The following is a 25,423-nucleotide window of genomic DNA, read 5'->3' on the forward strand; positions in this document are numbered from 1 at the left end:
GATGGGGTAAACTTAACCCCAGGCGTCAGTCTCCTTGCTCCCCCCTCTCCCCTCACAATGCCCTGATCGCCTCAAAACTCAAGGTATCAATTCGCAGCCAAGACTCAGGCCCAAATCCGCCCTCGGCGAAAGGTTTTACTGTTAGGTTTGGGTTTATTGGCGTGTTCGCGGGCATACTCCCACCAATAGGAATAATCCTGTAGCCCCGTCATAGTGGTGGGGATGTAGGATTTTTGCGCGGGCGCGGGTGGTGTTGCCGGGTTAGCTGCCGGAGCAGTTTCCGGTAGAGCATCTGGATTTTTTGGGGTGTTTTTTTTCGCCATCATCGTCTCCGTATTTCAATAAGAACAGTAAAAATTGGCAATGTTCTGGGGTTAGAAAAAACGACCCATTGAGGCAAAGCCAGAGTGCATCACTTGGTTGTAGCTGCGCGGGGCAAAAACGGCCGGGTCGTTATAGTTCGCCCCGTGAAGCAGATCCATCCGAATATGCACCAAATCCTCGATCTCCCCATCTTCCAAATCCACCGCTAAGGCGGGTTGGGTGAAATGAGGTCGCTTAACCGGGGCGGATTGTTTAGGAAATGTCATTGTTTTTTGATGGGTAGATAAGAACTGGGAACGGAAAAAAGAGGAGAGGCGGCTAGAAAGTTGACTTTTCCTCCGCCTCAAACCTTGAAGATTAATACGGCGAAGACCAACTCTTCACTTCGCCCAACGTCACCGGAATCAAATCGCTGACATCAATGGTGAAGCGGAAGATTTTCTTAGCCCGACGGCTATTTTCCGGGTCGAAGAACTTCAGCTTCACATCCCAGCAGTCGCTATCCATCCGACAGAAGGGGCTTTTCTCCACCGTGATGCTGTCTAGTTCCATCCCCTGGGCGACGGCTTGGCTAAAGGTCGAGGCGGCTTGGAAGGCATTGGTGACGGAGAAATTCAGGGCGCGGTCTTGGGAAGTTGTACCCAGGTTCCGTAAATCGTAGTAAACCCGGTTCAGGAAACTGCCCAGGGTGCGGCTCATGGCATCGCGATCGGCTTCACCTTCGGCCGCCTGTACCGTCTCAAAGGCGGCATTGACGAGGCTGTTCACTTTCCAGCCGTAGAGTCCCCGCGTGCTTTGGGGTTCGATGATCGGCACCACCTGCCCAGAGAACAGCTTCACCGTGCGCCCGGTCAAGACACCCGGAATACTGACCCGCTCAATGTAGTCGTCGTCATGTTCCGGCTGAATTTGGCCGGCGAGGAGTTCTTGCAGTGCCAGATAGGCTTCACGGGCGAAGGGGCCTTTGGGTTCGATCGCATAAACCGGAGTCAACTCAATATTGAGCGTCCAAATCAAAGACCGAGCCTCAGAAATATCGCTGGCCAGGTAATCCACCATCTGACGGGCATCGTAGGGGTTGGCCGGCACCGACACGCCCTCGCTGATTTCAAAGGGAGGCATCAGTTGCTTGAAGGTGTCGCGACGGGCTTCCGAACCGAAGTCATAGCCCAAGGTGCCCAAGGCATAAACCAGTTGGCTGGATGCGAGTTCGCTGGGGGCTTGGCTGGGAGTGACGGCGTTGCTAGAGGTCATAGGGGTTGATTGAGTAGGGGTGAATGATTGGACAGTGTTGCTGGGAGTGGCCGCAGCTTGTGGCTCCTCCTGAGCCGGGGTGGCATCGGGGACAGACAAACCCCCGCCACAGCCGCAACCGCCCGATGGTTCTACACCTGCGGGGGTGACGGCTTCTTGTGCTTCAGACATATTTCCTCCAGTGAGTAAGGTTAAAGCTCCAGCGATATTGATTCGGCCTGCCAGACATCGCTGGGCATCGGCAGGCAGGGCCGCGTCACAGGGCAGGGCGCTCTGCAACAGGATTTGGCGCACCCGTGCGGGGTCAGGGGTTTCGCCCTGCGATCGTTGCAGACTCAACAACAGGGCAGCGACACCGGAAACAATGGGGGCCGCGAAGCTGGTGCCGTTGAGCCTTTCCGTCCCACCGCCCGGTTTGGCCCCCAAGATTTGCTCGCCCGGAGCAAGGATGCCCTGGATTTGGTACTTAGACCCCCAATTACTGAAGTCCAAGGGTTGCCCGCGAGCATCCATTGCACCAACCGCCAGGACGGCGGGGAGGGCGGCGGGGACGTGCAGGCACTCGCACCCGTCGTTACCCGCCGCCGCTACGAGCAGAATGTTCCGCTCCTGGCAGAGGCGGACGGCGTTTTCCAGCCAGCCCTCGGCTTCCCCAAAGTCGCTTAACTGACCGCCACTGAGGTTGATGATCTGCGCTCCGGCGTTGGCCGCCTGCTCAATGCCTCTGGCGAGGTCAAGCTGGGTGGCGCTACAGCGATCGTCCGCAAAGACCGGGACAATCAAGCCGCGACATTGGGGGGCAATGCCGGGAATGTCGCTGCCCGGTTGCCCGAAAATGATGCTGGTGACGTGGGTGCCATGACCGGACATACTGCCGTCGCTGCGGGCGGCATCGGGAACCAGGGTGGGCAGGGTGGTGAGGTTAGCACCTTGGAAACATGGGTGGGTGCGATCGACGGGGCCATCCAGGACGGCGATGGTGATTTCCGGAGAACCTTGGGTGCGGTTCTGTAATTCTGAGAGTCCTAGTATTTCCATCTAGAAATTTTCGAGGATATTCATGTTTTTATCGTCAATTCATTAAAAAGGCTTGAAATAGCAGTTTTTACATCTATGAAGCACGATCCGAAACCCCTTGCCATCCTGGCGAGAGGGGCTTAGGGTAAAGACTGCACATCATGATTGCGTCAAACGCTATACCAGTTTCTGGAGCTATGGAATACCAGAAATTCCCTCAACCCCATTAAAGGTAGAGTTTCCGTAATTTACGAAAACGCTAGATAACTGGATACTCAAAAATGAACAACCGGACAAACACGGATGGACAGTTGCCGGAGGAAAATATACGACGCGAAAACAGTACGAAAACCGCCATAAACCATGGACGAAAACCGTACTAAAAATTCAATTATGTTGCAAGCATCAGATTGAGTTCAGCCTTTTTATATTTAGGATGTCAAGACTTAAGTTTCAGATTTACTTTAGCCTTGGGAAATTTAGGATGTCAAGACTTTTTGAGCCAATTTTGTAAAGTTTTATAACATGAAGCTCTCCCCACATCGGGGCGCGAGGTGGGGGTGTCATAATGGGTGCATCTCAGTTAGCAGCAACACCAACCATAATGTCCCCTTGCAATTCCTCAAACCGCCGTTGATAAATGCGTTCTCGGTCTGCTAACAGCCTAATACCTGCCACGATCGCATCTTCAGCCGAAGGATACTTACCGCATTCCGATGATGTTTTTCCAAGGTATTTCTGGATGCTGGCTTCTGATTTCTGAAGTCAGCGCGCGGGCAGCTTCTCCGATGATTTGAAGGTTTTGTATAAACCAAGTCTGGATCAGTTCATTTTGCTCATAAGCCGATCGCCCCTGAACAGCATATCGCTCAATGCGTTCTATTGCTTCCAACATATCCAGCAATTTTTCGAGATCGCTTCTCATAACCGTATCGCTTCCGCTAGGACTTGTTGGCGAATCCTAGGACGTAACCCCTTCTCTGTGATAATATCAACCCGACAGCCTAGTAACTCTTCGAGTTCCATCAGCAGTCCACCCATATCCAGCAAGCTGCGTCCGGGCTGCATTTCCACCAAAAAATCTACATCACTATCGGCATCGGCTTCCCCCCGTGCCACGGAGCCAAAAACACGGATATTGCTGGCTCCATACTGGGCAGCTAATGCCAAAATTTCCTCTCGTTTCTCTTGCAGTCGCTCTGGTAAATTCATCAGTCGTTAAGTTGTTCTAACCTCTGTTTTAATCCGGTTGAATAAAGGCTTGATGTTCTGGGGAAGCTAGTCCCCCTTGTAGGGTTTCCAAAACGGCGGCGAGATTATTTTGTAATAGTTGCCTTGCGTTTAACCATAAACCCGGAAACACCCGACTGCACAAAATCCCCTGATCATTGGGAGAAAGAGACTGATAAACTCCCTCCTCCAGATAAAACCAATCTAGTTTTTGGTCGAAGATTTGCCACACTAGATATTCTTGCACGCCATTGCGCCGATAAACCCGTTTTTTATCCCCTAAATCGATCGCCGCACTACTAGCCGCAATTTCTACCACCAATTCCGGTGCGCCTTGAATGTAGCCTTCTGAGGTGAGTTGGGAACTTCCCCCCGGAATCAACAAAACTCCATCCGGTTGAAATTCGTTGTCCGAGTCCAGGCGAACCGTCGGTTCAATGCCTATTTCTGTCCCTGGGGTTGCCATTTTATAAGTCCATAGCAACCCGATTAAATCGGCGTGGGGTTTCGCATGGGTGGTAAACCGCAGGGGTGATGCCATATATACGACTCCTTCAATTAATTCCGCTTTCTGATCGGTAGTCATGGCGGCGTAACGTTGCTCAAATTCTCGGTAAGTTAGGCGATCGCCATTTTCCAAAGGTGGATAGATGGGAGATTGAATCTGCATAGTATCGACCAGAGACTAGGGGACAGTTTGATTATAACAATTCCGTCATCGCCATCTATTGTTAAATGTTTGTATCTCGGCTGGCGGAAGATGTAAACCGACAAATATTAGTCATAAATCATCTTGATGACCACGTTGTTGTAGCTTCTGTTGCAGTTGGCAGAAAACTGTTTCCCCATCAACAACCTCACCCCCTTCGGAAGCAGCAACACCAACCATAATTTCCCGTTGCAATTCCTCAAACCGCCCTTGATAAATGCGTTCTCGGTCTGCTAACAGCCTAATACCTGCGACGATCGCATCTTCAGCCGAAGGATACTTACCGCTTTCTACCAGACTTTCCAGAAACTGCTCAATTTCTGAACTTAACGATATATTCATTTCTCACCTCTGTTTTAATCCGGTTGAATAAAGGCTTGATGTTCTGGGGAAGCTAGTCCCGCTTGTAGGCTTTCCAAAACCGCCGCGAGATTATTTTGTAATAGTTGCGTTGCGTTTAACCATAAACCCGGAAACACCCGACTGCACAAAATCCCCTGATCATTGGGAGAAAGAGACTGATAAACTCCCTCCTCCAGATAAAACCAATCTAGTTTTTGGTCGAAGATTTGCCACACTAGATATTCTTGCACGCCATTGCGCCGATAAACCCGTTTTTTATCCCCTAAATCGATCGCCGCACTACTAGCCGCAATTTCTACCACCAATTCCGGTGCGCCTTGAATGTAGCCTTCTGAGGTGAGTTGGGAACTTCCCCCCGGAATCAACAAAACTCCATCCGGTTGAAATTCGTTGTCCGAGTCCAGGCGAACCGTCGGTTCAATACCCATTGCGGTGGAAGGGGTAGCGGCTTGATAAACCCCTAACCAGGTGATGAGACGACCGTGGGGTTCTGCATGGGTGGTAAACCGCCGAGGTGATGCCATATAAACTACTCCTTCAATTAATTCCGCTTTCTGATCTGTAGTCATGGCGGCGTAACGTTGCTCAAATTCTCGGTAACTGAGGCGTTCGCGCAGCGTCTCGGAACGAGAATCGCCATTTTCCAAAGGTGGATAGATGGGAGATTGAATCTGCATAGTATCGACCAGAGACTAGAGGACAGTTTGATTATAACAATTCCGTCATCGCCATCTATTGTTAATCGTAATTCATGGGGGCGATTTCCCATTGGTGATAATTATTTGATTACCCCCCCATTGGCGACACTTAGGTTAATTTCATCCGCGTTAAGATTTCTTGAGCATATTCACCTATACCATCATCTCAGGTGCGATCGGACTTTGGCGACCTTCTCTGGTGGGAATTGAGCCGCAGTTTTTCCCAAATTTAATCATCATCAGAAAAGCCGGGAGAGTTAGGTCTTGGGTTTTGTGGGTCTTAACCCATTGATAGGTTTTTCAAACCCCCACAGATTCGGTATCCGTGTCAGAATATCTGTAAACTTGCACATTATTAGATAGCTAAATTTTGGGAGGTCATACATGGTAGCCCTCACTGACCGGGTTAAAGCAGGTCGGTTGACCGTTGAGGTAGCAGAAGTTACTACAGACACCACCACCATTCGATCGCTTGATTGGGACCGCGATCGCTTTGATATCGAATTTGGTCTGCAAAACGGTACAACCTATAACTCATTTATCATTCGTGGCGACCAAACCGCCTTAGTAGATACATCCCACGCCAAATTTCGGCAACTATACCTAGACACTCTCCAAGGATTAATCGACCCCGCCGCCATTGATTATCTGATTATTAGCCATACAGAACCCGACCACAGCGGTTTAGTCGCCGATATTCTGCAACTTGCGCCCCAAATTACCGTCGTCGGCGCAAAAGTTGCCATTCAATTTTTAGAAAACCTAGTTCATCAACCCTTTAAGTCTCAACAAGTTAAAAACGGTGATACATTAGACCTCGGTAACGGTCATGTGCTGGAATTCGTTTCCGCGCCTAACCTGCACTGGCCTGATACTATTTTCACCTACGATCGCCAAACCGAAACTCTCTTTACCTGCGACGCTTTCGGAATGCACTACTGTTCCGATCTCACCTACGACTCAAACCTGGCTGACATTGAGGCTGATTATCGATTCTACTATGAATGTTTGATGGCTCCCAACGCCCGGTCTGTTCTCAGCGCCATTAAGCGTATGAAACAACTCGGAAATATTACCACGATCGCCACCGGACACGGCCCCCTACTGCGCCATAACGTTCAGGAATTGACCGATCGCTATCAAAAATGGAGTCAGGAACAGTCCAAAGCCGAAACCACGGCGGCGGTATTTTACTATTCCGATTTCGGTTATAGCGATCGCCTTTCTCAAGCGATCGCCCACGGAATTACTAGAACTGGTGTCGCTGTCGAAATGATGGATCTGCGATCGGCTGATAACCAGGAAATCCGCGAGTTAGCTAGTATGGCTACCGGATTAGTCATCGGAATGCCTCCCGTATCTGGTCAAGATGCCGAACTCGCCGAGGAAGCCATCAGCACCATTTTAGCATCTACCAACAAAAAGCAAACCTTTGGTTTGTACGAATCTGGTAGCGATAATAATTTGTCCGTTTACCCCCTGGAAGTCAAGTTTAAAGCCGCCGGACTTAAACCCGCTTTTCCCTCAATTCGGATTACAGAAACCCCCACCGAAAACACCTATAAACTCTGTGATGAAGCCGGAACCGATATGGGACAGTTACTCAGTCGGGATAAGGCTATTAAGCAGATGAAATCCCTAGATAGCGATGTTGATAAAGCCTTGGGTCGCATTAGTGGCGGGTTATATATTATCACCGCCACTAAAGGGGAAGTGAGTAGCGCTATGTTGGCTTCCTGGGTGTCTCAGGCGAGTTTTGAACCTCTGGGGTTAACTATTGCGGTCGCTAAAGATAGGGCGATCGAAGCCCTAATGCAGGTGGGTGATACCTTTGTTCTCAATGTGTTGGAGGAGAACAATTATCAAGCCTTAATGAAGCATTTTCTCAAGCGTTTTCCCCCTGAGTGCGGACCGTTTTGAAGGTGTGAAAACTCAAGGCGCTAATAATGGCAGTCCGATTTTAAATGATGCTCTGGCTTATCTGGAATGTCAGGTCGCTAGTCGCATGGAATTAACCGATCATTGGATTGTTTATGCCACTATTGATGGCGGTCGCGTTAGTAACCCTGATGCTTTACCAGCCGTTCATCATCGCAAGGTGGGAAATCACTACTAAAAAATTCTCTGATGGCGGGTTGATTCATATCTAAATATGGCTAAATCACCCGCCTTTTCTGAGTTGCTATGTTCACCACATTACTTTAAAAAAATGTATAATTCAAAAGCTCGTGATGTTCAAGTTTTCTTGATTGGTAATGATACGAAAGTTTTGCGATCGCGCACTTGGGATAGACTCAAGTTTGAGGTAGAATATTCCCTACAACGGGGGACTACAGCTAATAGTTATCTCATCGAAGCTGACCAAGTGGCGATTATCGACCCTCCCGGAGAATCTTTTACCGCCAACTATCTGAAATCCCTGGAAGACCGCTTAGATTTTAACAACCTAAAATATGTGATTTTAGGGCATTTTAACGCTAACCGAGGGGCGACAATTAAAGCATTGTTAGAAAAGGCTCCCCAAATTACTTGGGTGTGTTCTAACCCCGCTACCTTGGCGCTGCGGGAATCTTTCCCAGAATTAACCTTAAATATTTTAACAGTTAAAAGTGAGGAAAAATTAAACCTGGGTCGCGGACATGAACTGCAATTAATCACCGCACCAACTCCCCGATGGCCTGATGGTTTATTGACCTATGACCCCTGTACTCAAATCCTGTTTACCGATAAGTTTTTTGGCGCTCATGTTTGCGGTGATCAAGTCTTTGATGAAGGCTGGTCAGTCTACAACGAAGACCGCCGGTTTTATTATGACTGTCTCCATGCGGCACAACCCAAAAAAATTCTGTCAATCTTAGATAAAATTGCTGAGTTATCACCCATTGAATTTTATGCCACGGGTCACGGTCCCTTAGTTCGCTATGGGATGAATGAATTAACTAATTTATATCGAAAATGGAGTGAAAAACAAAAATCTCAGGATTTGAATGTGGCGCTGCTATATGCTTCTGCTTACGGGAATACCGCCTCTATTGCTAATGCGATCGCCAGAGGATTAACTAGGTCGGGAGTAGCGGTAGAATTGATTAATTGTGAACACGCTAAATCTACCGAAATTCAAACATCCGTCGCAAAATGCGATGGATTTATTATCGGTTCCCCTACCCTCGGTGGTCATGCTCCCACCCAAATACAAACCGCTTTGGGAATTATTCTAAATACCGCATCAACTAATAAATTAGCCGGGGTTTTTGGTTCCTTTGGTTGGAGTGGAGAGGCGGTAGATTTAATCGAGGATAAGTTAAAAGATGCTGGCTATCAATTTGGCTTTGAACCAATTAGGGTCAAGTTTAAACCCACAGATATCACCCTACAAACCTGCGAGGAAACTGCTATTGATTTCGCCCAAATGTTGCGACGTGACCAAAAACGCCGCGCTCTCAAATCTACTTCCCAGTCTGCTAGTGCTGACCGGACCGCTCAGGCTGTAGGTCGTTTGGTGGGTTCCCTGTGCGTGGTCTCCTGTCGCCGTGGAGAGGTGGTAAGTGGGATGTTGGCTTCGTGGGTATCTCAAGCTACTTTTACCCCCCCAGGATTGACTGTGGCTGTGGCTCGCGATCGCGCTATGGAATCCATGACTCACATAGGCGATCGCTTTGTTTTAAACATTTTGGACGAAGGTAAACAACTGCGTAAACACTTTATGAAAAAGTTTGCTCCCGGTGAGGATAGATTTGCATCCTTATCAACCACAGAAGCCTCTAACGGATGTCTGATTTTAAATGATGCTTTGGCTTATTTGGAATGTGAGGTAAAAAACCGCATGGAATGCGGCGACCACTGGGTTATTTATGCTCAAGTCCAAAACGGCAAACTGTTAAATAATGAAGGTGTAACAGCAGTTCACTATCGCAAAACCGGAACTTTTTACTAATCTTCTCCTCAAAAGGCGGGTTGATCAATCTTCCCCTTGGGAGGTGAGCAAATACCCGGTTTGGAGAGGGCGGGTTGATCAATCTTCCTGTGGGTGAGGTGAGCAAATACCCCCTTTGGTCCGGGCGGGTTTATTAATCTTCCCCTTGGGAGGTGAGCAAATACCCGGTTTGGAGAGGGCGGGTTTATCAGTCTTCCTGTGGGGAGGTGAGCAAATACCCGGTTTGGAGAGGGCGGGTTGATCAGTCTTCCTGTGGGGAGGTGAGGAACTCCGAGAACCCGCCCCTACAGGTCAAAAGGCGGGTTGATCAATCTTCCTGTGGGGAGGTGAGCAAATACCCGGTTTGGAGAGGGCGGGTTGATCAATCTTCCTGTGGGGAGGTGAGCAAATACCCGGTTTGGAGAGGGCGGGTTGATCAATCTTCCTGTGGGGAGGTGAGCAAATACCCGGTTTGGAGAGGGCGGGTTGATCAATCTTCCCCTTGGGAGGTGAGGAACTCGGAGAACCCGCCCCTACAGGATCTAACTTACCCAGTAGGGGCGACAAATTTTCGCCCCTATCATATCGATTTAATCGACAACTCTCATGCGCTGGGTAATGGAAGTAATACCATCACGACGCATAAGAATAGTAGAAACCCAGCTATCCTCTGGTAATATGGGCGCTTGACCAATTTTGAAAATACCACCAGAAGTTAAAAACTGAATAGATACAGGCGTAGGCTCAAAGTAAGCATTAGTATTAACAGGTTGGACGATCGCCCCTCCAATCAACAATTCCGAACCTAGGGGTTCTTCGACTATAGCATCAAGGCTGAATTCTCCACCAGTGGTCACCTGTTGAGGAAGATTCAATGTAACAGTTGGGGGAGCCTCACCAGAAGTTAACTGATTGCGTTCAGCTAAAATTTCTTGAGCGATAATGAGATCATTCTCAATGCGCTGTTGGGAAGTAATCGTCGATCGCAAAGTTATATCGCGATCGGGAAAGCGTTTCACCCCTTCAATTTCCGTAACCGTTGTCGCAATAATCGCATTTCCATCTCGTTCCCAATCCTGCAAAGTCGTGCGATAATTAAGAGAGTAGTATTGTTCCCAAAAATGCCTTAACCCCCGTTTTAAAGTATCATGATTTAAACCATCAGTATTTTGAAAATCCGGAGCATAAAACCTCATCAACGCTTCCAGATTTTGGCGATTAGCTTCAGTCTCAATATTTTCTAACAGCATTTTCAGTTCCGGTGGGGCGGTGGCTGGTTCGGATGCCCAAGCGCGATCGCTCCCCCAGCCTAAACCGCAGCAGATAGCAATTGTCATAATGGCTGATAAAACTGGGGAAAAAGCCGGGTAGCGCAGCGGAAAAATCACAAGGCGGGTCATAAGTATAGTTGTCAGTTGTGCGTCTTGGTTGTAAAGTGATCAGCAGTTAGGGATTTCCGTTAGGAACGCCCCCTCTGATTGCTCGTGTGTTTTGATTGTAGCGAAATTATTGAATATCGAAAGGAAAAGCAGCCTTGACCGAGACACCCACGCGATTATTAGTTGCAGCCAGTGGTACTGGAGGGCATCTATTTCCGGCGATCGCCACCGCCGACAGTCTAAGTGATTATCACATCGAATGGCTAGGGGTTCCAGACCGCCTGGAAACCCAGTTAGTTCCCCAAAAGTATCCGATCCATACTATCGCCGTGGGTGGGTTTCAGGGAAAACCCGGCTTAGGAACTCTCATGACCGGGACTCGTCTAGCTACCGCTATCCTCAAAGCCCGCCACCTCCTCAAACAGGGTAATTTTCAAGGCGTATTCACTACAGGCGGTTATATTGCCGCCCCCGCCATTTTAGCAGCTCGTTCTCTCGGTTTACCCGTAATTCTCCATGAGTCTAATGCCCTTCCCGGTAAAGTCACCCGCTGGTTAGCCCCTCGCTGTACCCAGGTGGCGATCGGCTTCGCCGTGGCTGCTAGATATCTTCCCAAGGCACAAACTACCGTCGTGGGTACTCCTGTACGCGCCGACTTTACCAATGAGTCAGAACCCTTGGAATTCCCTATTCCTGACCATGCGCCACTGGTCGTAGTTTTAGGAGGTTCTCAGGGCGCTGTCGCTGTCAATCGCTTAGTCAGGGCCGCTGCACCAGCTTGGTTAGAAGCAGGTATTTGGATAGTTCACCTCACCGGAAATCTCGACCCCGATGCACACAGCCTCCAGCATCCCCACTATATTGCTATGCCTTTTTATGATCATATAGCTCCTCTGCTGAAACGCGCTAATTTCGCAGTTAGTCGCGCCGGGGCGGGGACTTTAACCGAATTGGCGATTACTAAAACCCCCGCTATTCTGATTCCCTATCCCTACGCCGCCGAAGACCACCAAACTTTTAACGCCAAGGTTTTTGCCCAACAAGGGGCGGCGGTATTAATTCAACAGCAGGACTTGACACCAGAACAACTTCAAGGTAAAGTTTTGTATCTATTGGGTGACTCTACAGAACTCAATCGGATGGCTGAGGCGGCTGGGTCCTTGGCAGTAGTTGATAGCGCTAACCGCCTCGCTGACGTGGTTAGGGCGGTTGTCGTGTAGATATAAAATGCGATCGCAGCATCTATTTTAGCTCCTGACTGTGATATCGATCAGCTTACGGTGAGATTTTACTCATTTCTTTGTGGCTCAAAATGAGTCATAGTAATAGTATCGAGAGTCGAGGAGGGTGTGGGATGAAATTATTAACTTACGCGGCCGCAACATTACTTATTACCATTGGTATCGCTACTGCAGTTCGTGCAGAAAATCCCGCCCACCTGAAGCAGTTGCTGGAGACTAAAAGCTGTGAGGGATGTGATCTCACTGGGGCACAGTTACAAGGATTAGACCTTAGTGGTGCTAACCTAAGAAGGGCTGATCTCAGTGGTGCTAACCTTGCGGGTGCTAATTTGAACGAGGCTAACTTCAACCGGGCTATCCTGGTTGATGCTAACTTAACAGATACTACCCTGATTGCAGCTAAACTCCACGGCGCTGACTTAACCCGTACTAACTTGAGGAATGCTAATCTAACCCTAGCGGGGATGGTGATTGCTGACCTGACTGACGCCAACCTGAGAGGCGCAAATCTAGTTGGTGCGAATTTGGAAAGTGCTGATTTAACTGGGGCGAATCTTCAAAATGTTCGTCAGTCTGTAGCTAATTTGGGTCAGGTGCGTCTTCAAGAAGGAAGCCTATATGGCTTTGATATCAGTGGTGTTAATTTGCGGGATACTGATTTAACAGGAACTAATCTAAGTGGGGCTGATTTGACTTCATCAGACTTAGCGGGCGCTAATTTGGATGATGCCAATTTATTCAATACTAATTTAATGAATGCCAGACGTTAGGAACCTGCTTAATTATCTGAACGTCAAAAGGAGGGGTGTAGCCTGGCTACATCCCTCCTTCGTTGATTTTGAGATAGCTTTAAGATTCTTTGAGAGGATCAATATTGACGTGCATTTTCGATTTGCTTTCCTCATATTTCTCGAAATTGCCATCTCGATTTAATCCGGCTAATCCCCATACTAGGCTGACTAATGCTGCTTGACAAACTGCATTATTGCCTTCAGCATTGGCTTGATCTATTAATGATTCATTGTTAGATTCATCGTTAACTGTTGGCTTATCCGTAATAACACCTCCTTCGGATTTCAGACTGGCTGAGTCTATAGCAGTGAAAACTTTATATAATACTATTGTAGTCTCAATTTGCTCTTTTTGTGTATACAAGAGTCGATGACCATCATCAGGATCAAGGATAAATCTGAGTCACTGCTCAAGATCCTCCCTGTACAGTTGTCGGTCATAACAGGTTATGATAGAAAAATTAGGGTATCTCAGAATTGACTGAACCCATTTTGACGCAATTTTAACCATCCAACGAGATCTTACAGATGTCTTCCCAGTTACCTTCTGTTTCTAACTCCCCATCTAACCAGAGTCCGGAAGTATTATTACACCAGGCTGAGACTTCTTATCTTCAGGGAGAGTATGATCAGGCGATCGCCGCCTGTCAAAGGGCGTTAGAATTGAAACCTAACTGGCCTCCGGTTTATGTGACTATGGGTAATGTGTCTCAGGGTAGGGGTCAAATTGAAGAGGCGATCCGATGCTATGCCAAGGCTTTAGAATTTGACCCGAATTTACCCCAAGCCCATGCTAACTTGGGTAGTATGTTCTATAAACAAGGAAAATTGGAATCGGCGATCGCCAGCTATCAAAAAGCGATCAACCTCAAGCCAGATTTAACCGCAGTTTATGTGAACCTCGCCCGTGCTTTGCGACAACTGGGGCGAGAGTCGGAAGCCTTAATTGTTGAACAAAAAGCTAATCAAATTAATTCCTCAAATGGGGGTTCAATTCATCTTTATAATCAGGGAAATCAACTTTTCAATCAGGGGAAACTAGAAGAGGCGATCGCCCTGTGGAAACAGGCTATTGTTGCTGACCCGAATTTGGCAGAAGCCTACTGTCAACTCGGTATAGTTCATAGACATCAGGGCCAGCATAAAGAGGCGATTCCCTTCTTACAAAAGGCGATCGAATTAAAACCCAATTTCATCGCCGCCCACCAAAATATCTGTGGCATATATCGGGACTCCTCCGACCTCGCCGCCGCCCGAAATGCCGTAGATAGCTACCTGAAAAATTGTAGCAGTATCGACCCGATTATGACCGCCATTTATGCCGTTAGTATCTATCAGGTTTCCGGTTTAAATGCCGTGGCTTTACCAAGATTTTTGCAGCTAGAATCACAACTGCCGGGTTTACTGGCTAACACCAAACCAGTAGAGATTAAATCTCTTTATGCTAACCTATTATTCGCCCTGCCCTATCTGCGGGATGATTTGGAAAAGAATTATAAGCTACAACGATTAATTGGCGATCGCTATGTTAGCCTGATATCTCCTACTTCCACCCCCCCCCGTATTCAAACTACTAAAGGATTTGGCAATATCCCCAGCCCCAAAACCGTTAAAATTGGGATTCTTTCTAAAAACTTTTGTCGTCATTCCGTCGGCTGGTGTAGTGCCGATGTCATTAAAGAATTAGCAGCCCTAAATACAGAAATTTATCTATATTGGAGCGATCGGCCTATCCGAGATAACCAAACTCCAGTATTTGAACAAGTTGCCCACAAAGTTTTTGCCCCCCAAAACTTCCCCCAGGGACTCCCAAACCCCCAAGAAATTGTGAACGCTATTCGCCAAGACCAAATCGATATTCTCCTAGACTTAGACTCTCTCAGCGTCCAAATTAATACCGAAGTTTTAGCCCAAAAACCTGCCCGCTTTTGTATATCTTGGCTAGGTTTTGATAGCCCTCAAATTGCCTCCGATAACTATTTTATTGGCGACCATTATACCCATCCCCCCGGACGAGAATCTTATTATATTGAAAAATTAATTAGGATGCCTCAGACATTTATGGCAGTCTCTGGCTTTCAGAGAGTATCAGCAGATCAAAATACCCTCAGACAAGCCTACCGTATTAGTCGCGACCAGGTGGTTTATTTGTGTGTAGCACCAGGACGTAAATTTAACCCTGATTTGGTGAAAGCCCAGGTCAATATCCTTAAACAAGTTCCCGACAGTATTTTAGTTCACAAAGCATTAGGAGATACCCAGATAATTCGTGAGACCTATGCGGCGGCTTGTAAGGCGATCGGTGTCGGTCAACATCGCATTAAGCAAATAAGTCGATTTGCTACCGAAGAAGAACACCGCAAAATCTATATGTTGGCAGATGTGCTATTAGATTCCTACCCCTACAATGGTGGTACTCATAGCTTGGAAGCCCTCTGGTTTAATACTCCCCTAGTCACTCGCCGTGGCTCACAATTTTTATCCCGCATGGGTTATTCTTTCTTAAAGGGCGTGGGTGTGGAAATGGGAATAGCCGACTCCTGGGAAGAGTATCAAAATTGGGGTATCCGTTTGGGTATTGAACCTGAACTTAGACAATCAATTCGCCAACAGTTAATGGCATCGAAAAAATCTGAGAATTTAGCCCCTTTATGGAATCCTAAAGCCTTGGCGAAAAATTTATATTCCCAGTTTCAGCAATTACTCAATCAATAAACCTAAAAATTACAATATATTTGACATTCTGGTAAATTTCCGGTATAATCGGGATAGTCGGTGATATAATGGGGTGTATTGTACCCATTCATACCCATGAGCAACCTTCCAGACTTCCAAAATCAAGGTTATCACACCATTAGGCAATTGGGATGTAACCCAGAAGGGGGGCGGATAACCTACCTGGCAACCCATGCCAGAACTAATCAACAGGTGACAATCAAAGAATTTCGCTTTGCGTTTACAGGGGCGAGTTGGGCGGGGCTAAAAGCCCATGAACGGGAAATTGAGATGTTACAACAGATTAGACATCCCCGAATACCACGCTATCTGACATCTTTTGAGACTCCGGCTGGCTTCTGTTTGGTGCAGGAGTACAAAAAGGCACCTTCCTTAGAATCTGGTCAACGCTTCACGCCAGAACAGATTAAACAAATTGCCATTTCTATATTAGGAATTCTGGTATATTTACAACAGCATAATCCCCCGATTATTCACCGTGATATTAAGCCGGCTAATATTCTAGTAGACGATCGCCTGAATGCTTATCTAGTCGATTTTGGCTTTGCTAAAGTAGGTGGAAAAGATACCGCCCTGAGTAGTATCGCCGCTGGGACACCGGGGTTTATGCCACCGGAGGAACTATTTAACCGACCGTTAACAGAATCTTCGGACCTCTACAGTTTGGGGGCTACCCTAATTTGTCTGCTAACAGGGACTCATCCCGCCCATATTGGTCAGCTTATTGATGATAACTATTGTTTCCAATTTAGACAACTGGTAAAAGGTGGCGATCGCCGTTTTTTGGCATGGTTAGAAAGGCTGGTAGAACCTAGCACAAAAAGACGGTTTAAAAATGCCTCCCAAGCCTTATCCGCTTTGACTAGGACGACCACTTCCCGGGACGTAGTTATCTCTCAACTCAAACCCATTGGGGTGCTATTTTTTATGGTGCTAGTGGGGAATATGGCTATGCAAGAGGCGCGATATTTTAGCAATTCTCAAGAAGCAAAATTTAGCCGACCATCAGATGGTTTAAGAGTTAGTGCGCCCTGGTCAGAGGCGGTAAAATTACGCCGTCAAGGTCAGAATTTTTTGGATTTACAACAATATGATCAAGCCTTAGCCGCCTATAATCTGGCTTTGGATATTAACCCCAATTATCTGCAAGCCCTAGAGGGTCGCTGTTCAGCATTATATCATTTAGAACAGTATGATCAAGCCCTAAAAAGTTGCGAGGCGGCGATCGCTATTAACTCTCAGTCATATCAGAGTTGGCATCAACGAGGCAACATTTTAAATAAATTAGGGCGATATCGGGAAGCCTTAGAATCTTATAATAAGTCTATTGCGATTCATCCTAATTATGTCCATAGTTGGAATGGTCGCTGCTGGTCTTTGAATAACTTACAGGAGTTTCAGGATGCTTTAAACGCCTGCGATCGCGCTATGGAAATTGATGGTAATTCCGAGTGGGTATGGAATAATCGAGGTTATGCTTTAGAGAGATTATCACGCCACCAGGAAGCGCTACAATCCTACAGTCGCGCCCTCAGTATTAACCCTCAGAATACCATGATCGCCCGCAATTATCAACGAGCTACGGAGAGATTGCAGAAAGCAGCTATATCTAACTACACACCTACTGAATTGTTTAACCAGGGAGAAATATCGCGCCATCAAGGTGATTATGAACAGGCTTTAAGTGCCTATAATCAAGCCATTGCCAAAAATCCTCACTATTTTGATGCCCACCTTTATCGTTGTCGGGTGTTGCGTATTTTAGACAGAATGCCGGAAGCCCTGGGGAGTTGCGATCGCGCCTTAGTAATCAATTCTAACTCCCATTTGGCCTGGGAAAGTCGCGCTTGGGTGTTGCGAGGTTTGGGTCGTTATCGGGATGCTATACAAGCAAGCGATCGCGCTTTAGCAATTAATCCCCACGCCTATTGGTCTTGGATAGAAAAAAGTGTAGCCTTGCGTAATTTAGGGGAATATCAACAAGCATTAGAGGCGGCGCAAAAGGCGATCGCCATTGACCCCAATCAACTAAATGGCTGGTTAGACACGGGGATAGCCTTAAATCATTTGGGCCTTTATGAACAGGCATTAATAGCCCTAAATAAAGCCCTAAATGCCGACCCCAAAGACCGAGAAGTGTGGCATCAAAGGGGATTAGCTTTAGAGGGTTTAAACCGCGATGCAGAAGCCACTGATGCCTATAATCAAGCCTTAATCTTGGATTTGAACAGTCAACAGCCAACCGCCAACTGAGCCATCAATTAATGATTGAAATCATCATCAACTCTAAAATGTTCCCAAATTGTCCGTAAATATGAGATAATATCAAATGGTGGCTTGAGGGATAGAGATGGCGAGAATCGCAGTAATTGACTATGATATGGGTAATCTGCACTCCGTCTGTAAAGGCTTGGAAAATGCAGGAGGAACCCCAGAAATTACCGATGATCCAAAGGTGATCAGTGCGGCTGATGGTGTGCTTTTACCAGGAGTAGGGGCTTTTGACCCGGCGGTACAACATCTGCGATCGCGTAATCTCATTGAACCCATTAAACAGGTAATTGCGGACGGTGTGCCATTTTTGGGGATTTGTTTAGGGTTGCAAATTTTGTTCGAGTCCGGGGAAGAAGGCGACGAACCCGGGTTAGGAATTTTTCCAGGTAAAGTGCGACGGTTTAAATCCGAACCCGGACTGACTATTCCTCACATGGGTTGGAATCAACTAACATTTACTCAACCATCAGTCAGTCTTTGGGAAAATTTAGGAGATAATCCCTGGGTGTATTTTGTGCATTCCTATTATGTCGATCCGGCTGATGCGACAATTACCGCCGCCACTATCACCCACGGAAGCCAAACCGTCACTGCTGCGATCGCTTACCAAAATGTGATGGCGGTACAATTCCACCCCGAAAAATCCTCAGTCGCCGGACTGCAATTATTATCTAATTTTGTGCAGTTGGTGAACTCTTCTCAGAAGGTAATTACTTCGATGGGATAGTGTTCACAGATGGCCTTGAGAATTTATGGTAATCGCCAACTAAAAACCCTCCCCGGACAAAATACCCGACCTACTCCCTCACGGGTCAGGGAAGCCGTGTTTAATATTTGGCAGGACATTACTGGATGTCGTTGGCTGGATCTTTGTGCTGGTAGTGGGTCAATGGGGGCAGAGGCCCTATGTCGTGGGGCGGCGATGGCAGTGGCGATCGAACAGTCGGGACCAGCTTGTCAAATTATTAAGCAAAATTGGCAGCAAGTGGCTACACCAGAACAACAGTTTCGCGTCCTACGGGGAGATGTAGTTAAACGGCTAAAATCCTTAGCCGCCGAGGAGTTCGATCGCATTTATTTTGACCCACCATATACAGCCAATTTATATGAACCTGTCCTAGAAGCGATCGCCAAATATTCCCTACTCGCCGCCGGAGGAGAGTTAATTGCTGAACATGACCCAAAACGAGAAATGGTAGAGGTTTCCGGTTTAGCGATCGTCCGCCAAAAAGTCTACGGAGGATGTGCGATCGCCTTTTATCAATCCATTAATTCCCCTGTTCCTTAATGATAGCTTTAGCCCTATCCCATAAGACATCTAATTCCGCTAGGGTGTAGTCTGCTAAAGGGCGATCGCAGGCTGCCTCTACCATAGAAAATCGGCGAATAAACTTATGATTAGTCTCCCGTAGTGCTTCATGAGGGTCGATATCATACCAACGAGCTAAATTGACTAACACGAATAAAATATCTCCCAATTCCGCTTGTTGTTGTGCCTTATCTTCGTGGTGTAAGGCTTCTTCAAATTCCGCCAATTCCTCATGAAACTTATCCCAAACCCCCTCAATATTATCCCACTCAAAGCCAACAGCAGCGGTTTTTTTAGATAATTTCATAGCTGCTATGAGAGGCGGAAGTTGTCGGGAATAACGGTTTAATTTAGCACTCAAAGACTGGGAATCTTGATGATTTTCCGCTTCTTTATCCTTAATAGCTTCCCAGTTTTCGTGTACTTCTTCGACGCTATCAACCTTCACATCTGCGAAAACGTGGGGATGTCTGCGGATGAGTTTTTCCGTAATACCAGCCGCCACATCAGCCAGGGAAAATTGCTGAGATTCGCTGGCAATTTGAGCCTGGAGAACTACTTGCAACAATAAATCTCCTAATTCATCAGCGATCGCTTTTGGGTCTCCCGTAGCGATCGCATCAACTACCTCATAGGCTTCTTCCAGAATATAAGGAGTTAAACTTTGGGGAGTTTGAGCCAAATCCCAAGGACACCCACCATCAGGCGATCGTAATTTAGCCACCACATCAATTAGTTCTTGCAAGGCATTTAGGGTGTCGTTTTCCCGTTGATTATGACTAGATTCAGACATATTGATTAGGGTTGATTGTACAAATTTGACTACAGCTTGTTCACCAGTCGCTTAATACATTGCCCTCACCCTAAATCTGGATCCCAGAGAGGGAGAGGGACTTTGAGAGATGATCAGATAATTTCTGAACAGGCTGTAACTGATAAATAAAATGCTACAGTATAACATTACTGATACATTTACGCGACATTTATCCGGCTATTGCCGGACAATGCGACGATAGCACTATTACCCGTTAAGGTAACAGAGGCGGTATCCCGCAAAGCTTTTAGAAAGATTCCAAAAGCACCGTTCCAGTCCCTGGGTAGAGTGAACCCGCACTCCGGACATCGGAACACTTTTGAGCCACCTAGCTGGGAATGCACATGACCACAGTGAGTACAGGTTTTGCTGGTGTATTCTTCCGTCACATCTACAACTGTGGTTCCAGTTATCTCGGCTTGATGTCTCAGGGTTAGTTTGAATCGATAATGCGCCCATGTCAGCATGGCGCGGGCAGTCTTGGATTTGATTTTCCGCTTCACCTTGGCAACCATATCGGAAGTCTCGAAGGTCGGCAGAAAAATTATGCTGTAGTTGTGAGTCAAGTAGTGAGCAATTTGTTTGTGGGCTTCATCAACTAGATTGCGGATTTTGGTTCTCATTCGTTGAGCCGCTTGCCTCATCCGTCGCCTTCTTGAACGACAGGGTTCCTTGGCAATTCGGCTCATCAAATCATCCAAATGTTGACATAGCCTAGTAATGCGTCCAATATCCCCGGAGCCCAATTCCAGAAACCGAGAGCCATCAAACCCAGTTATGAAAGTTCGCACACCCGGGTCTAATGCAATTACGCCATTCGCTTCAGTTGGGGTAACGGCAACTGGTTCAGGGAAAATCGCCAACCATCGACCTTTGGTAAACACCAACTGAGTCCCTTGCCCGCAAGTTTTAGGGATGGGTTCGGAAACCATGAAAGTTAATCCTTTCGTTAGTCTTGGATACCAACTCCCTGAAGAGAAATTAGCATCGTTAAACTTGATGGCTTGAGAACTATCCCGACAGCTCCTAAACCTGGCGCCAGGACTGGCTGAAAAGGCGAGATAGGCATCAAAGATAGCATTCTGCCGAATATGGCAGGGTGTTTCTTTGACCCATGCAGGCAAGTCGCTCTGCATCACTTCGTTGCGTAATTTCAGTTTGCTTAGTCGTTTACCACTCCGGGATAATGCAATTGCTTGGTTGTAGCAATACCGACAAGCGGCCAACCATTGGCGCCAGACTTGATTTAGCTCCGGGCTGGGGTAAATCCGGATCTTCTTTGACCTGAGTTTTGTATTTACGCACTCCGTATAATCGGGAACTGAAGCAGTGGAGGATGGCGAGGATGTCCTCAACCATTTCTCGTTCTGGACTGAGACTTGTCTGGTTGAGAACCATGAGTGAACACCTGTTTTGCTCACAGAGCCATCGAAACAAGTCAAATCCCCATATTGCCAATCGGTCTTGGTGGGCAACGACAACCATGCGGACATCTCCTGACAAATGATGTCCCAGTAAGGCCAGCATTTTCTTTCCCTTGAAGTTGAGCCCGCCTCCGATTTCTGAGACGACTTCTGCTTCGGGGTAGAGGTTGGACAGTGCGGCCACCTGTCGGGTGAGGTCGGACTGCTGGGCGCGGCTACTAACTCTGGCATAGATAACGACTTTGCGTTTGTCACTGCCTGATATGGAATCAGAATATGACTCAACGTTGTATCGTCGTTGCCCAGCGGGGGTTCTGATGGTGTCGATTGAGCCATTGTCGTCCCATCTGCGGAGTGTTCTTTCATGGACTCCAAGGATTTTGGCCGCTTCCTTGGGTTTGACATATCTGGCAATAGGTTTATCCTCAACCCTTCTCGCTTATTATACCGTATTGCCCTAAAATATTAACCTAATTTGAGATTAAATCATGCTCCCAACAGTTAGGATATATGCTATTGTTTGCGGGAGTTTCCCACAGTCGAGGAATTGCTAGAACGACGACTGCTTTTTTTTTAGGGGAAGTTGACGACGAATTGGAACGAGACCGGCGGGAGGTGCTATTTTTCGGTTTTTTGACTAGAGCCGATGGTGGTATCAGTCCATATACCCCTTGGCTTTGCAGACGTTTATAAATAGATGACCCCCAATCAGATAGATAGTGGCTCATAGCACCGACTTCTAAACCGCAGAAGATAGCGATCCATTCCATAGGGTGATTTAACAGAAATTGCCATAGTTCCCCTGCTAAACTCGATAGCGTCCACTCTACCGGAAACAGAAACTCGATCGCCATAGTCATAATCAGACCAAAACCGCCTAGCCAGGTGAACAAGTACAGAACCCGTAAAGCCGTCCCAATAAAAGGCCCGTGGGACAGAAACGAGCGATGATGTAAACTGTTTTGATAGGGAACCCATAGCCAACGGAACCACCCCCAACGTTGAAACTGTCGTGAGTTTAGATCTAAATCTGGCCCAAACATCAGGCCACTAAATAGAAAACTGGCAGATACTAGGAGGGTTAGATGGCTGCTGCGAGTTTGTCCAAAGGTCAAACCCGCCACCAGTGGCAAGCTCCAGAGTGTTATGCGATCGTGGGTTTTGCCAGAAGGCATAGCGCAAAAATTTTTTTCAAAAATAGCTTCCCTATTTTAGCGATTGCTGCTACAATAGAAAACGTCGAATGCAAAAGGGCGATTAGCTCAGTGGTAGAGCGCCTGCCTTACAAGCAGGATGTCACTGGTTCAAGTCCAGTATCGCCCATTTTCGGGAAATCCTTATCCTAGCAGCGATAACCGGGAAACACTTAACCCGATAGTCGTACCTGATTACTCAGATATTACTCACAATCTAGTCCTAGCATACGGGACGATTAGCGCATATCCCTAGCAACAAAACTTAATTATTGACGGGTTAATCAATAAGCACAACTCAATTAATCTGTCAAATAATGGAGTGCATTATGTGTGCAACGGTACAATTATCGGCTTAATTATTTTACGGCGATCGCCGTAATGTCAATCTATGGTTTCCGGTAGGGTGTTTCTGATTTGTGAAGCCGATGGCGGGATTTGAACCCGCGACCGCTCGATTACGAATCGAGTGCTCTACCACTGAGCTACATCGGCACAGTCGCCCATTATAACATATAATTGAGCGATCGCCAGCCAAAAACTTGTCAACGCTGATTATACAGGATCAGGAGTCGAGGCAGTTGCGCCCGAGTAAACCACACCCCGCTGCATATCCAAAGTAAGAATCACCCCATCACGAATCACCTGGGTAGCATTTTTCACCCCAACAATCACCGGAACCCCGAGGCGCAAACCAATAACCGCCGCATGGCTAGTCAAACTATCAGCTTCCGTCACGACACCAGCCGCCTTACGCATAACCTCCACAAAATCCGCATTAGTTTGGGAAACCACCAAAATTTCTCCAGGGTTAAAATCACCCACCTGAGAAGGCTGGTTAACCACACGAGCGCGACCAGTAAAAGTTCCCTGACCGATAGCAGTTCCCTTACCGAGGACCGCCGTCACCACTTCCACCTTAACCAAATCCGTAGAACCCGCGACCCCCTGCAAAGTCCCAGCAGTAGTCACCACCAAATCCCCATCAGCGACAAAATCATTTTCCCGCGCCACATTAACCGCCGATTGGAAAGTCTGATCCGTAGAAGGTAAATCCAAAACCAAAAGCGGTTTAACCCCCCAAACCAAACTCAACTGACGCGCCACCTCCACATGGGGAGTAATCGCCAAAATCGGAGTTTGGGGTCGAAACTTGGAGACATTGCGAGCCGTAGCGCCAGTTTTAGTCAAAGTCATAATCGCCGCCGCATCTAACTGAATCGCAATTTGACTAACAGCCTGACTAATCGCATTAGGAATAGATCGCCCCGTATCCTCCACCTTGAGAACATTACGAGTAATCCCATCTCGTTCAATCCTGTTAGCAATTCTAGCCATAGTCGCCACCGCTTCCACCGGAAACTGACCCACAGCCGTTTCATTAGACAGCATCACCGCATCAGTACCATCAAGAATAGCATTAGCCACATCAGAAATTTCCGCCCTAGTCGGACGAGGATTGCTCACCATACTATCAAGCATCTGAGTAGCAGTAATCACCGGAATTCCCATGCGGTTAGCCGTCACAATCAAGCGTTTTTGCAAAAGTGGCACATCTTCAGCAGGTAACTCCACCCCCAAATCACCCCGCGCCACCATCACACCATTACACAGAGCTAAAATCTCCTCCATTTGTTCGATCGCCTCATGTTTTTCTATTTTGGCGATCACCGGAACATCCTTACCCGCACTAGCAATCAATTCTTTAATTTCCAAGACATCCTGGGGATTGCGGACAAAACTGAGAGCCACCCAATCGACCCCCTGATCTAAGCCAAACATCAAATCGCGCCGGTCTTTGTCCGTCATAGCTTTAATGGAGAGATAGACCCCCGGAAAATTAACCCCTTTACTATTGGAGAGGACACCACCGACGACTACCCGACAGTGTAGATCTCCCTTGTCTCGGTCTACTTTTTCCACCCGCATCTCGACTTTACCATCATCCAAAAGGATCGTCGCGCCATCGGGAACCTCATCAGCGAGAGGTTCGTAGGTAACAGAGGAGATCTCATGAGTTCCAGGAAGGTGACGGCTGGTGAGGATAAAATGATCATCTCGGTTCAATCTGATCGACCCATTCTCGAATTTTCCTAAGCGAATCTTGGGTCCTTGTAAATCCTGAAGAATACCTACAGGCTTATTCAATTCAAAGGATACCTGACGAATCAAACGAATGCTGCGCTGGTGGTCTTCATGGCTACCGTGGGAAAAATTCAAGCGCAAAGTCGTGGCTCCCGCTTCAATCAACGCCTTGAGTACATCAGGTTTTTGGGTCGCAGGTCCAATGGTGGCCACAATTTTGGTTCTATGTATTAAGTTTGGCGATCGCATAACGTTAACTCAGTCCCAGGCGTTGATAGTTGTTAGTTTGGCGCACAAAATAGGTGTGCGGCTAGAATAACTTTTAAGAAAATTTAACCATGATCGTGACATATTTATCGCAAAACCCCCCTAGAATCTGACTGCGAGAGTATATGAATCCGTCCTAGCGCCGGACAGGCTAGGTCTAGGTAGCGTCTGCTCTAGGCTGGTTATTTGCCCGCGCGAGCCTCCCTTCTCCCCCTGTGGTGTCTATTGATAAAAATGACCGTTTCGCGCCTCTAGTGGTGCTTTCTGACCGGGATTCAACCCTTAACTATGGGGAACCGGTGAGTTACTGTACGGAGCCTCACCCAGAGATCAATCTTGTTTTGGGCATCTCTCCAAGTACAATTGTAGTATGTTTGTCCCTGTGAAACACAACACCACCAT

21 protein-coding genes, 2 tRNA genes and 2 pseudogenes are annotated in these 25,423 nt (G+C 47.3%); 9 read left to right on the forward strand and 16 right to left on the reverse strand.

The window, feature by feature from the left end; translation table 11 throughout:
* Positions 1–104: 104 nt before the first annotated feature.
* The 8 genes from NLZ44_RS00135 to NLZ44_RS00170 all read right to left on the reverse strand — a co-directional run bounded on the left by NLZ44_RS00135 (position 105) and on the right by NLZ44_RS00170 (position 5,574).
* Positions 105–326, reverse strand: coding sequence for a cyanobactin biosynthesis PatC/TenC/TruC family protein (locus NLZ44_RS00135; protein WP_315641777.1), 222 nt, complete (start codon positions 324–326; stop codon positions 105–107).
* Between the two features lie 48 nt (positions 327–374).
* Positions 375–590 carry a cyanobactin biosynthesis system PatB/AcyB/McaB family protein gene (locus NLZ44_RS00140; RefSeq protein ID WP_006624746.1) on the reverse strand — a complete coding sequence of 72 codons (216 nt, stop codon included), beginning with the start codon at positions 588–590 and terminating at the stop codon, positions 375–377.
* 91 nt (positions 591–681) lie between these two features.
* Positions 682–2,616, reverse strand: coding sequence for a S8 family peptidase (locus NLZ44_RS00145; RefSeq protein ID WP_493751498.1), 1,935 nt, complete (start codon positions 2,614–2,616; stop codon positions 682–684).
* A 682-nt stretch (positions 2,617–3,298) separates the two neighbouring features.
* A complete protein-coding gene (locus tag NLZ44_RS00150; protein WP_493751499.1) occupies positions 3,299–3,520 on the reverse strand; it encodes a HepT-like ribonuclease domain-containing protein in 222 nt (73 codons plus the stop codon).
* Complete coding sequence (locus NLZ44_RS00155) at positions 3,517–3,807, reverse strand: nucleotidyltransferase family protein (protein ID WP_008049716.1); 291 nt, start codon at positions 3,805–3,807, stop codon at positions 3,517–3,519. The genes NLZ44_RS00150 and NLZ44_RS00155 overlap by 4 nt, the downstream gene beginning before the upstream one ends.
* A 28-nt stretch (positions 3,808–3,835) precedes the next feature.
* Positions 3,836–4,495 (reverse strand): Uma2 family endonuclease, encoded by a 660-nt coding sequence (locus NLZ44_RS00160; RefSeq protein WP_493751500.1) that lies wholly within the window; start codon positions 4,493–4,495, stop codon positions 3,836–3,838.
* 111 nt (positions 4,496–4,606) lie between these two features.
* Complete coding sequence (locus NLZ44_RS00165; protein WP_493751501.1) at positions 4,607–4,876, reverse strand: ribbon-helix-helix domain-containing protein; 270 nt, start codon at positions 4,874–4,876, stop codon at positions 4,607–4,609.
* Between the two features lie 14 nt (positions 4,877–4,890).
* Entirely contained in the window at positions 4,891–5,574 is a 684-nt protein-coding gene (locus NLZ44_RS00170) for a Uma2 family endonuclease (RefSeq protein ID WP_493751502.1), read from the reverse strand.
* A 405-nt stretch (positions 5,575–5,979) separates the two neighbouring features.
* Between NLZ44_RS00170 and NLZ44_RS00175 the strand changes: the two are divergent.
* A pseudogene (locus NLZ44_RS00175) lies at positions 5,980–7,711 on the forward strand (diflavin flavoprotein).
* A gap of 93 nt (positions 7,712–7,804) precedes the next feature.
* Positions 7,805–9,529 (forward strand): diflavin flavoprotein, encoded by a 1,725-nt coding sequence (locus NLZ44_RS00180; RefSeq protein ID WP_493751503.1) that lies wholly within the window; start codon positions 7,805–7,807, stop codon positions 9,527–9,529.
* 569 nt (positions 9,530–10,098) lie between these two features.
* On the opposite strand, the gene NLZ44_RS00185 is transcribed toward NLZ44_RS00180, so the two are convergent.
* Entirely contained in the window at positions 10,099–10,908 is an 810-nt protein-coding gene (locus NLZ44_RS00185) for a nuclear transport factor 2 family protein (protein WP_493751504.1), read from the reverse strand.
* Positions 10,909–11,042: 134 nt separating this feature from the next.
* Between NLZ44_RS00185 and murG the strand changes: the two genes are divergently transcribed.
* Both murG and NLZ44_RS00195 read left to right on the forward strand, forming a co-directional pair.
* Positions 11,043–12,107, forward strand: a complete 1,065-nt coding sequence (murG, locus tag NLZ44_RS00190) for an undecaprenyldiphospho-muramoylpentapeptide beta-N-acetylglucosaminyltransferase (RefSeq protein ID WP_493751505.1) — start codon at positions 11,043–11,045, stop codon at positions 12,105–12,107.
* 134 nt (positions 12,108–12,241) lie between these two features.
* Positions 12,242–12,898, forward strand: coding sequence for a pentapeptide repeat-containing protein (locus NLZ44_RS00195; protein ID WP_315644890.1), 657 nt, complete (start codon positions 12,242–12,244; stop codon positions 12,896–12,898).
* Between the two features lie 79 nt (positions 12,899–12,977).
* Here the strand turns inward: NLZ44_RS00195 and NLZ44_RS00200 are convergent, their stop codons facing one another.
* Positions 12,978–13,283: a hypothetical protein gene (locus NLZ44_RS00200; RefSeq protein WP_315644889.1), complete on the reverse strand. Its 306-nt coding sequence runs from the start codon at positions 13,281–13,283 to the stop codon at positions 12,978–12,980.
* A gap of 164 nt (positions 13,284–13,447) precedes the next feature.
* Between NLZ44_RS00200 and NLZ44_RS00205 the strand changes: the two genes are divergently transcribed.
* The 4 genes from NLZ44_RS00205 (at position 13,448) to rsmD (ending at position 19,217) form a co-directional block, all read left to right on the forward strand.
* Entirely contained in the window at positions 13,448–15,634 is a 2,187-nt protein-coding gene (locus tag NLZ44_RS00205) for an O-linked N-acetylglucosamine transferase, SPINDLY family protein (protein WP_493751506.1), read from the forward strand.
* Positions 15,635–15,730: 96 nt separating this feature from the next.
* A complete protein-coding gene (locus NLZ44_RS00210; RefSeq protein WP_493751507.1) occupies positions 15,731–17,908 on the forward strand; it encodes a tetratricopeptide repeat protein in 2,178 nt (725 codons plus the stop codon).
* A gap of 97 nt (positions 17,909–18,005) precedes the next feature.
* Positions 18,006–18,656 carry an imidazole glycerol phosphate synthase subunit HisH gene (gene hisH, locus NLZ44_RS00215; RefSeq protein ID WP_006624770.1) on the forward strand — a complete coding sequence of 217 codons (651 nt, stop codon included), beginning with the start codon at positions 18,006–18,008 and terminating at the stop codon, positions 18,654–18,656.
* 9 nt (positions 18,657–18,665) lie between these two features.
* Positions 18,666–19,217, forward strand: coding sequence for a class I SAM-dependent methyltransferase (rsmD, locus tag NLZ44_RS00220; protein ID WP_493751508.1), 552 nt, complete (start codon positions 18,666–18,668; stop codon positions 19,215–19,217).
* On the opposite strand, the gene mazG is transcribed toward rsmD, so the two are convergent.
* From mazG to NLZ44_RS00240, 4 genes and pseudogenes are all read right to left on the reverse strand, one after another.
* Positions 19,198–20,031, reverse strand: coding sequence for a nucleoside triphosphate pyrophosphohydrolase (gene mazG / locus NLZ44_RS00225; protein ID WP_008049690.1), 834 nt, complete (start codon positions 20,029–20,031; stop codon positions 19,198–19,200). The genes rsmD and mazG overlap by 20 nt on opposite strands.
* Before the next feature lie 179 nt (positions 20,032–20,210).
* Positions 20,211–21,278 (reverse strand): RNA-guided endonuclease InsQ/TnpB family protein, encoded by a 1,068-nt coding sequence (locus NLZ44_RS00230; RefSeq protein WP_493753074.1) that lies wholly within the window; start codon positions 21,276–21,278, stop codon positions 20,211–20,213.
* Positions 21,279–21,315: 37 nt separating this feature from the next.
* Positions 21,316–21,891, reverse strand: a pseudogene (locus NLZ44_RS00235) (IS607 family transposase); the annotation flags it as partial.
* 55 nt (positions 21,892–21,946) lie between these two features.
* A complete protein-coding gene (locus NLZ44_RS00240) occupies positions 21,947–22,651 on the reverse strand; it encodes a metal-binding protein (RefSeq protein ID WP_493751509.1) in 705 nt (234 codons plus the stop codon).
* 76 nt (positions 22,652–22,727) lie between these two features.
* On the opposite strand from NLZ44_RS00240, the gene NLZ44_RS00245 reads away from it, so the two are divergent.
* Positions 22,728–22,799, forward strand: a tRNA-Val gene (locus NLZ44_RS00245).
* A gap of 293 nt (positions 22,800–23,092) precedes the next feature.
* On the opposite strand, the gene NLZ44_RS00250 is transcribed toward NLZ44_RS00245, so the two are convergent.
* Both NLZ44_RS00250 and pyk read right to left on the reverse strand, forming a co-directional pair.
* Positions 23,093–23,164 (reverse strand) — tRNA-Thr (locus NLZ44_RS00250).
* 60 nt (positions 23,165–23,224) lie between these two features.
* Positions 23,225–25,003: a pyruvate kinase gene (gene pyk, locus NLZ44_RS00255; protein WP_493751510.1), complete on the reverse strand. Its 1,779-nt coding sequence runs from the start codon at positions 25,001–25,003 to the stop codon at positions 23,225–23,227.
* Between the last annotated feature and the right edge of the window lie 420 nt (positions 25,004–25,423).

The sequence above is a fragment of the Arthrospira sp. PCC 9901 genome, from assembly GCF_059013425.1.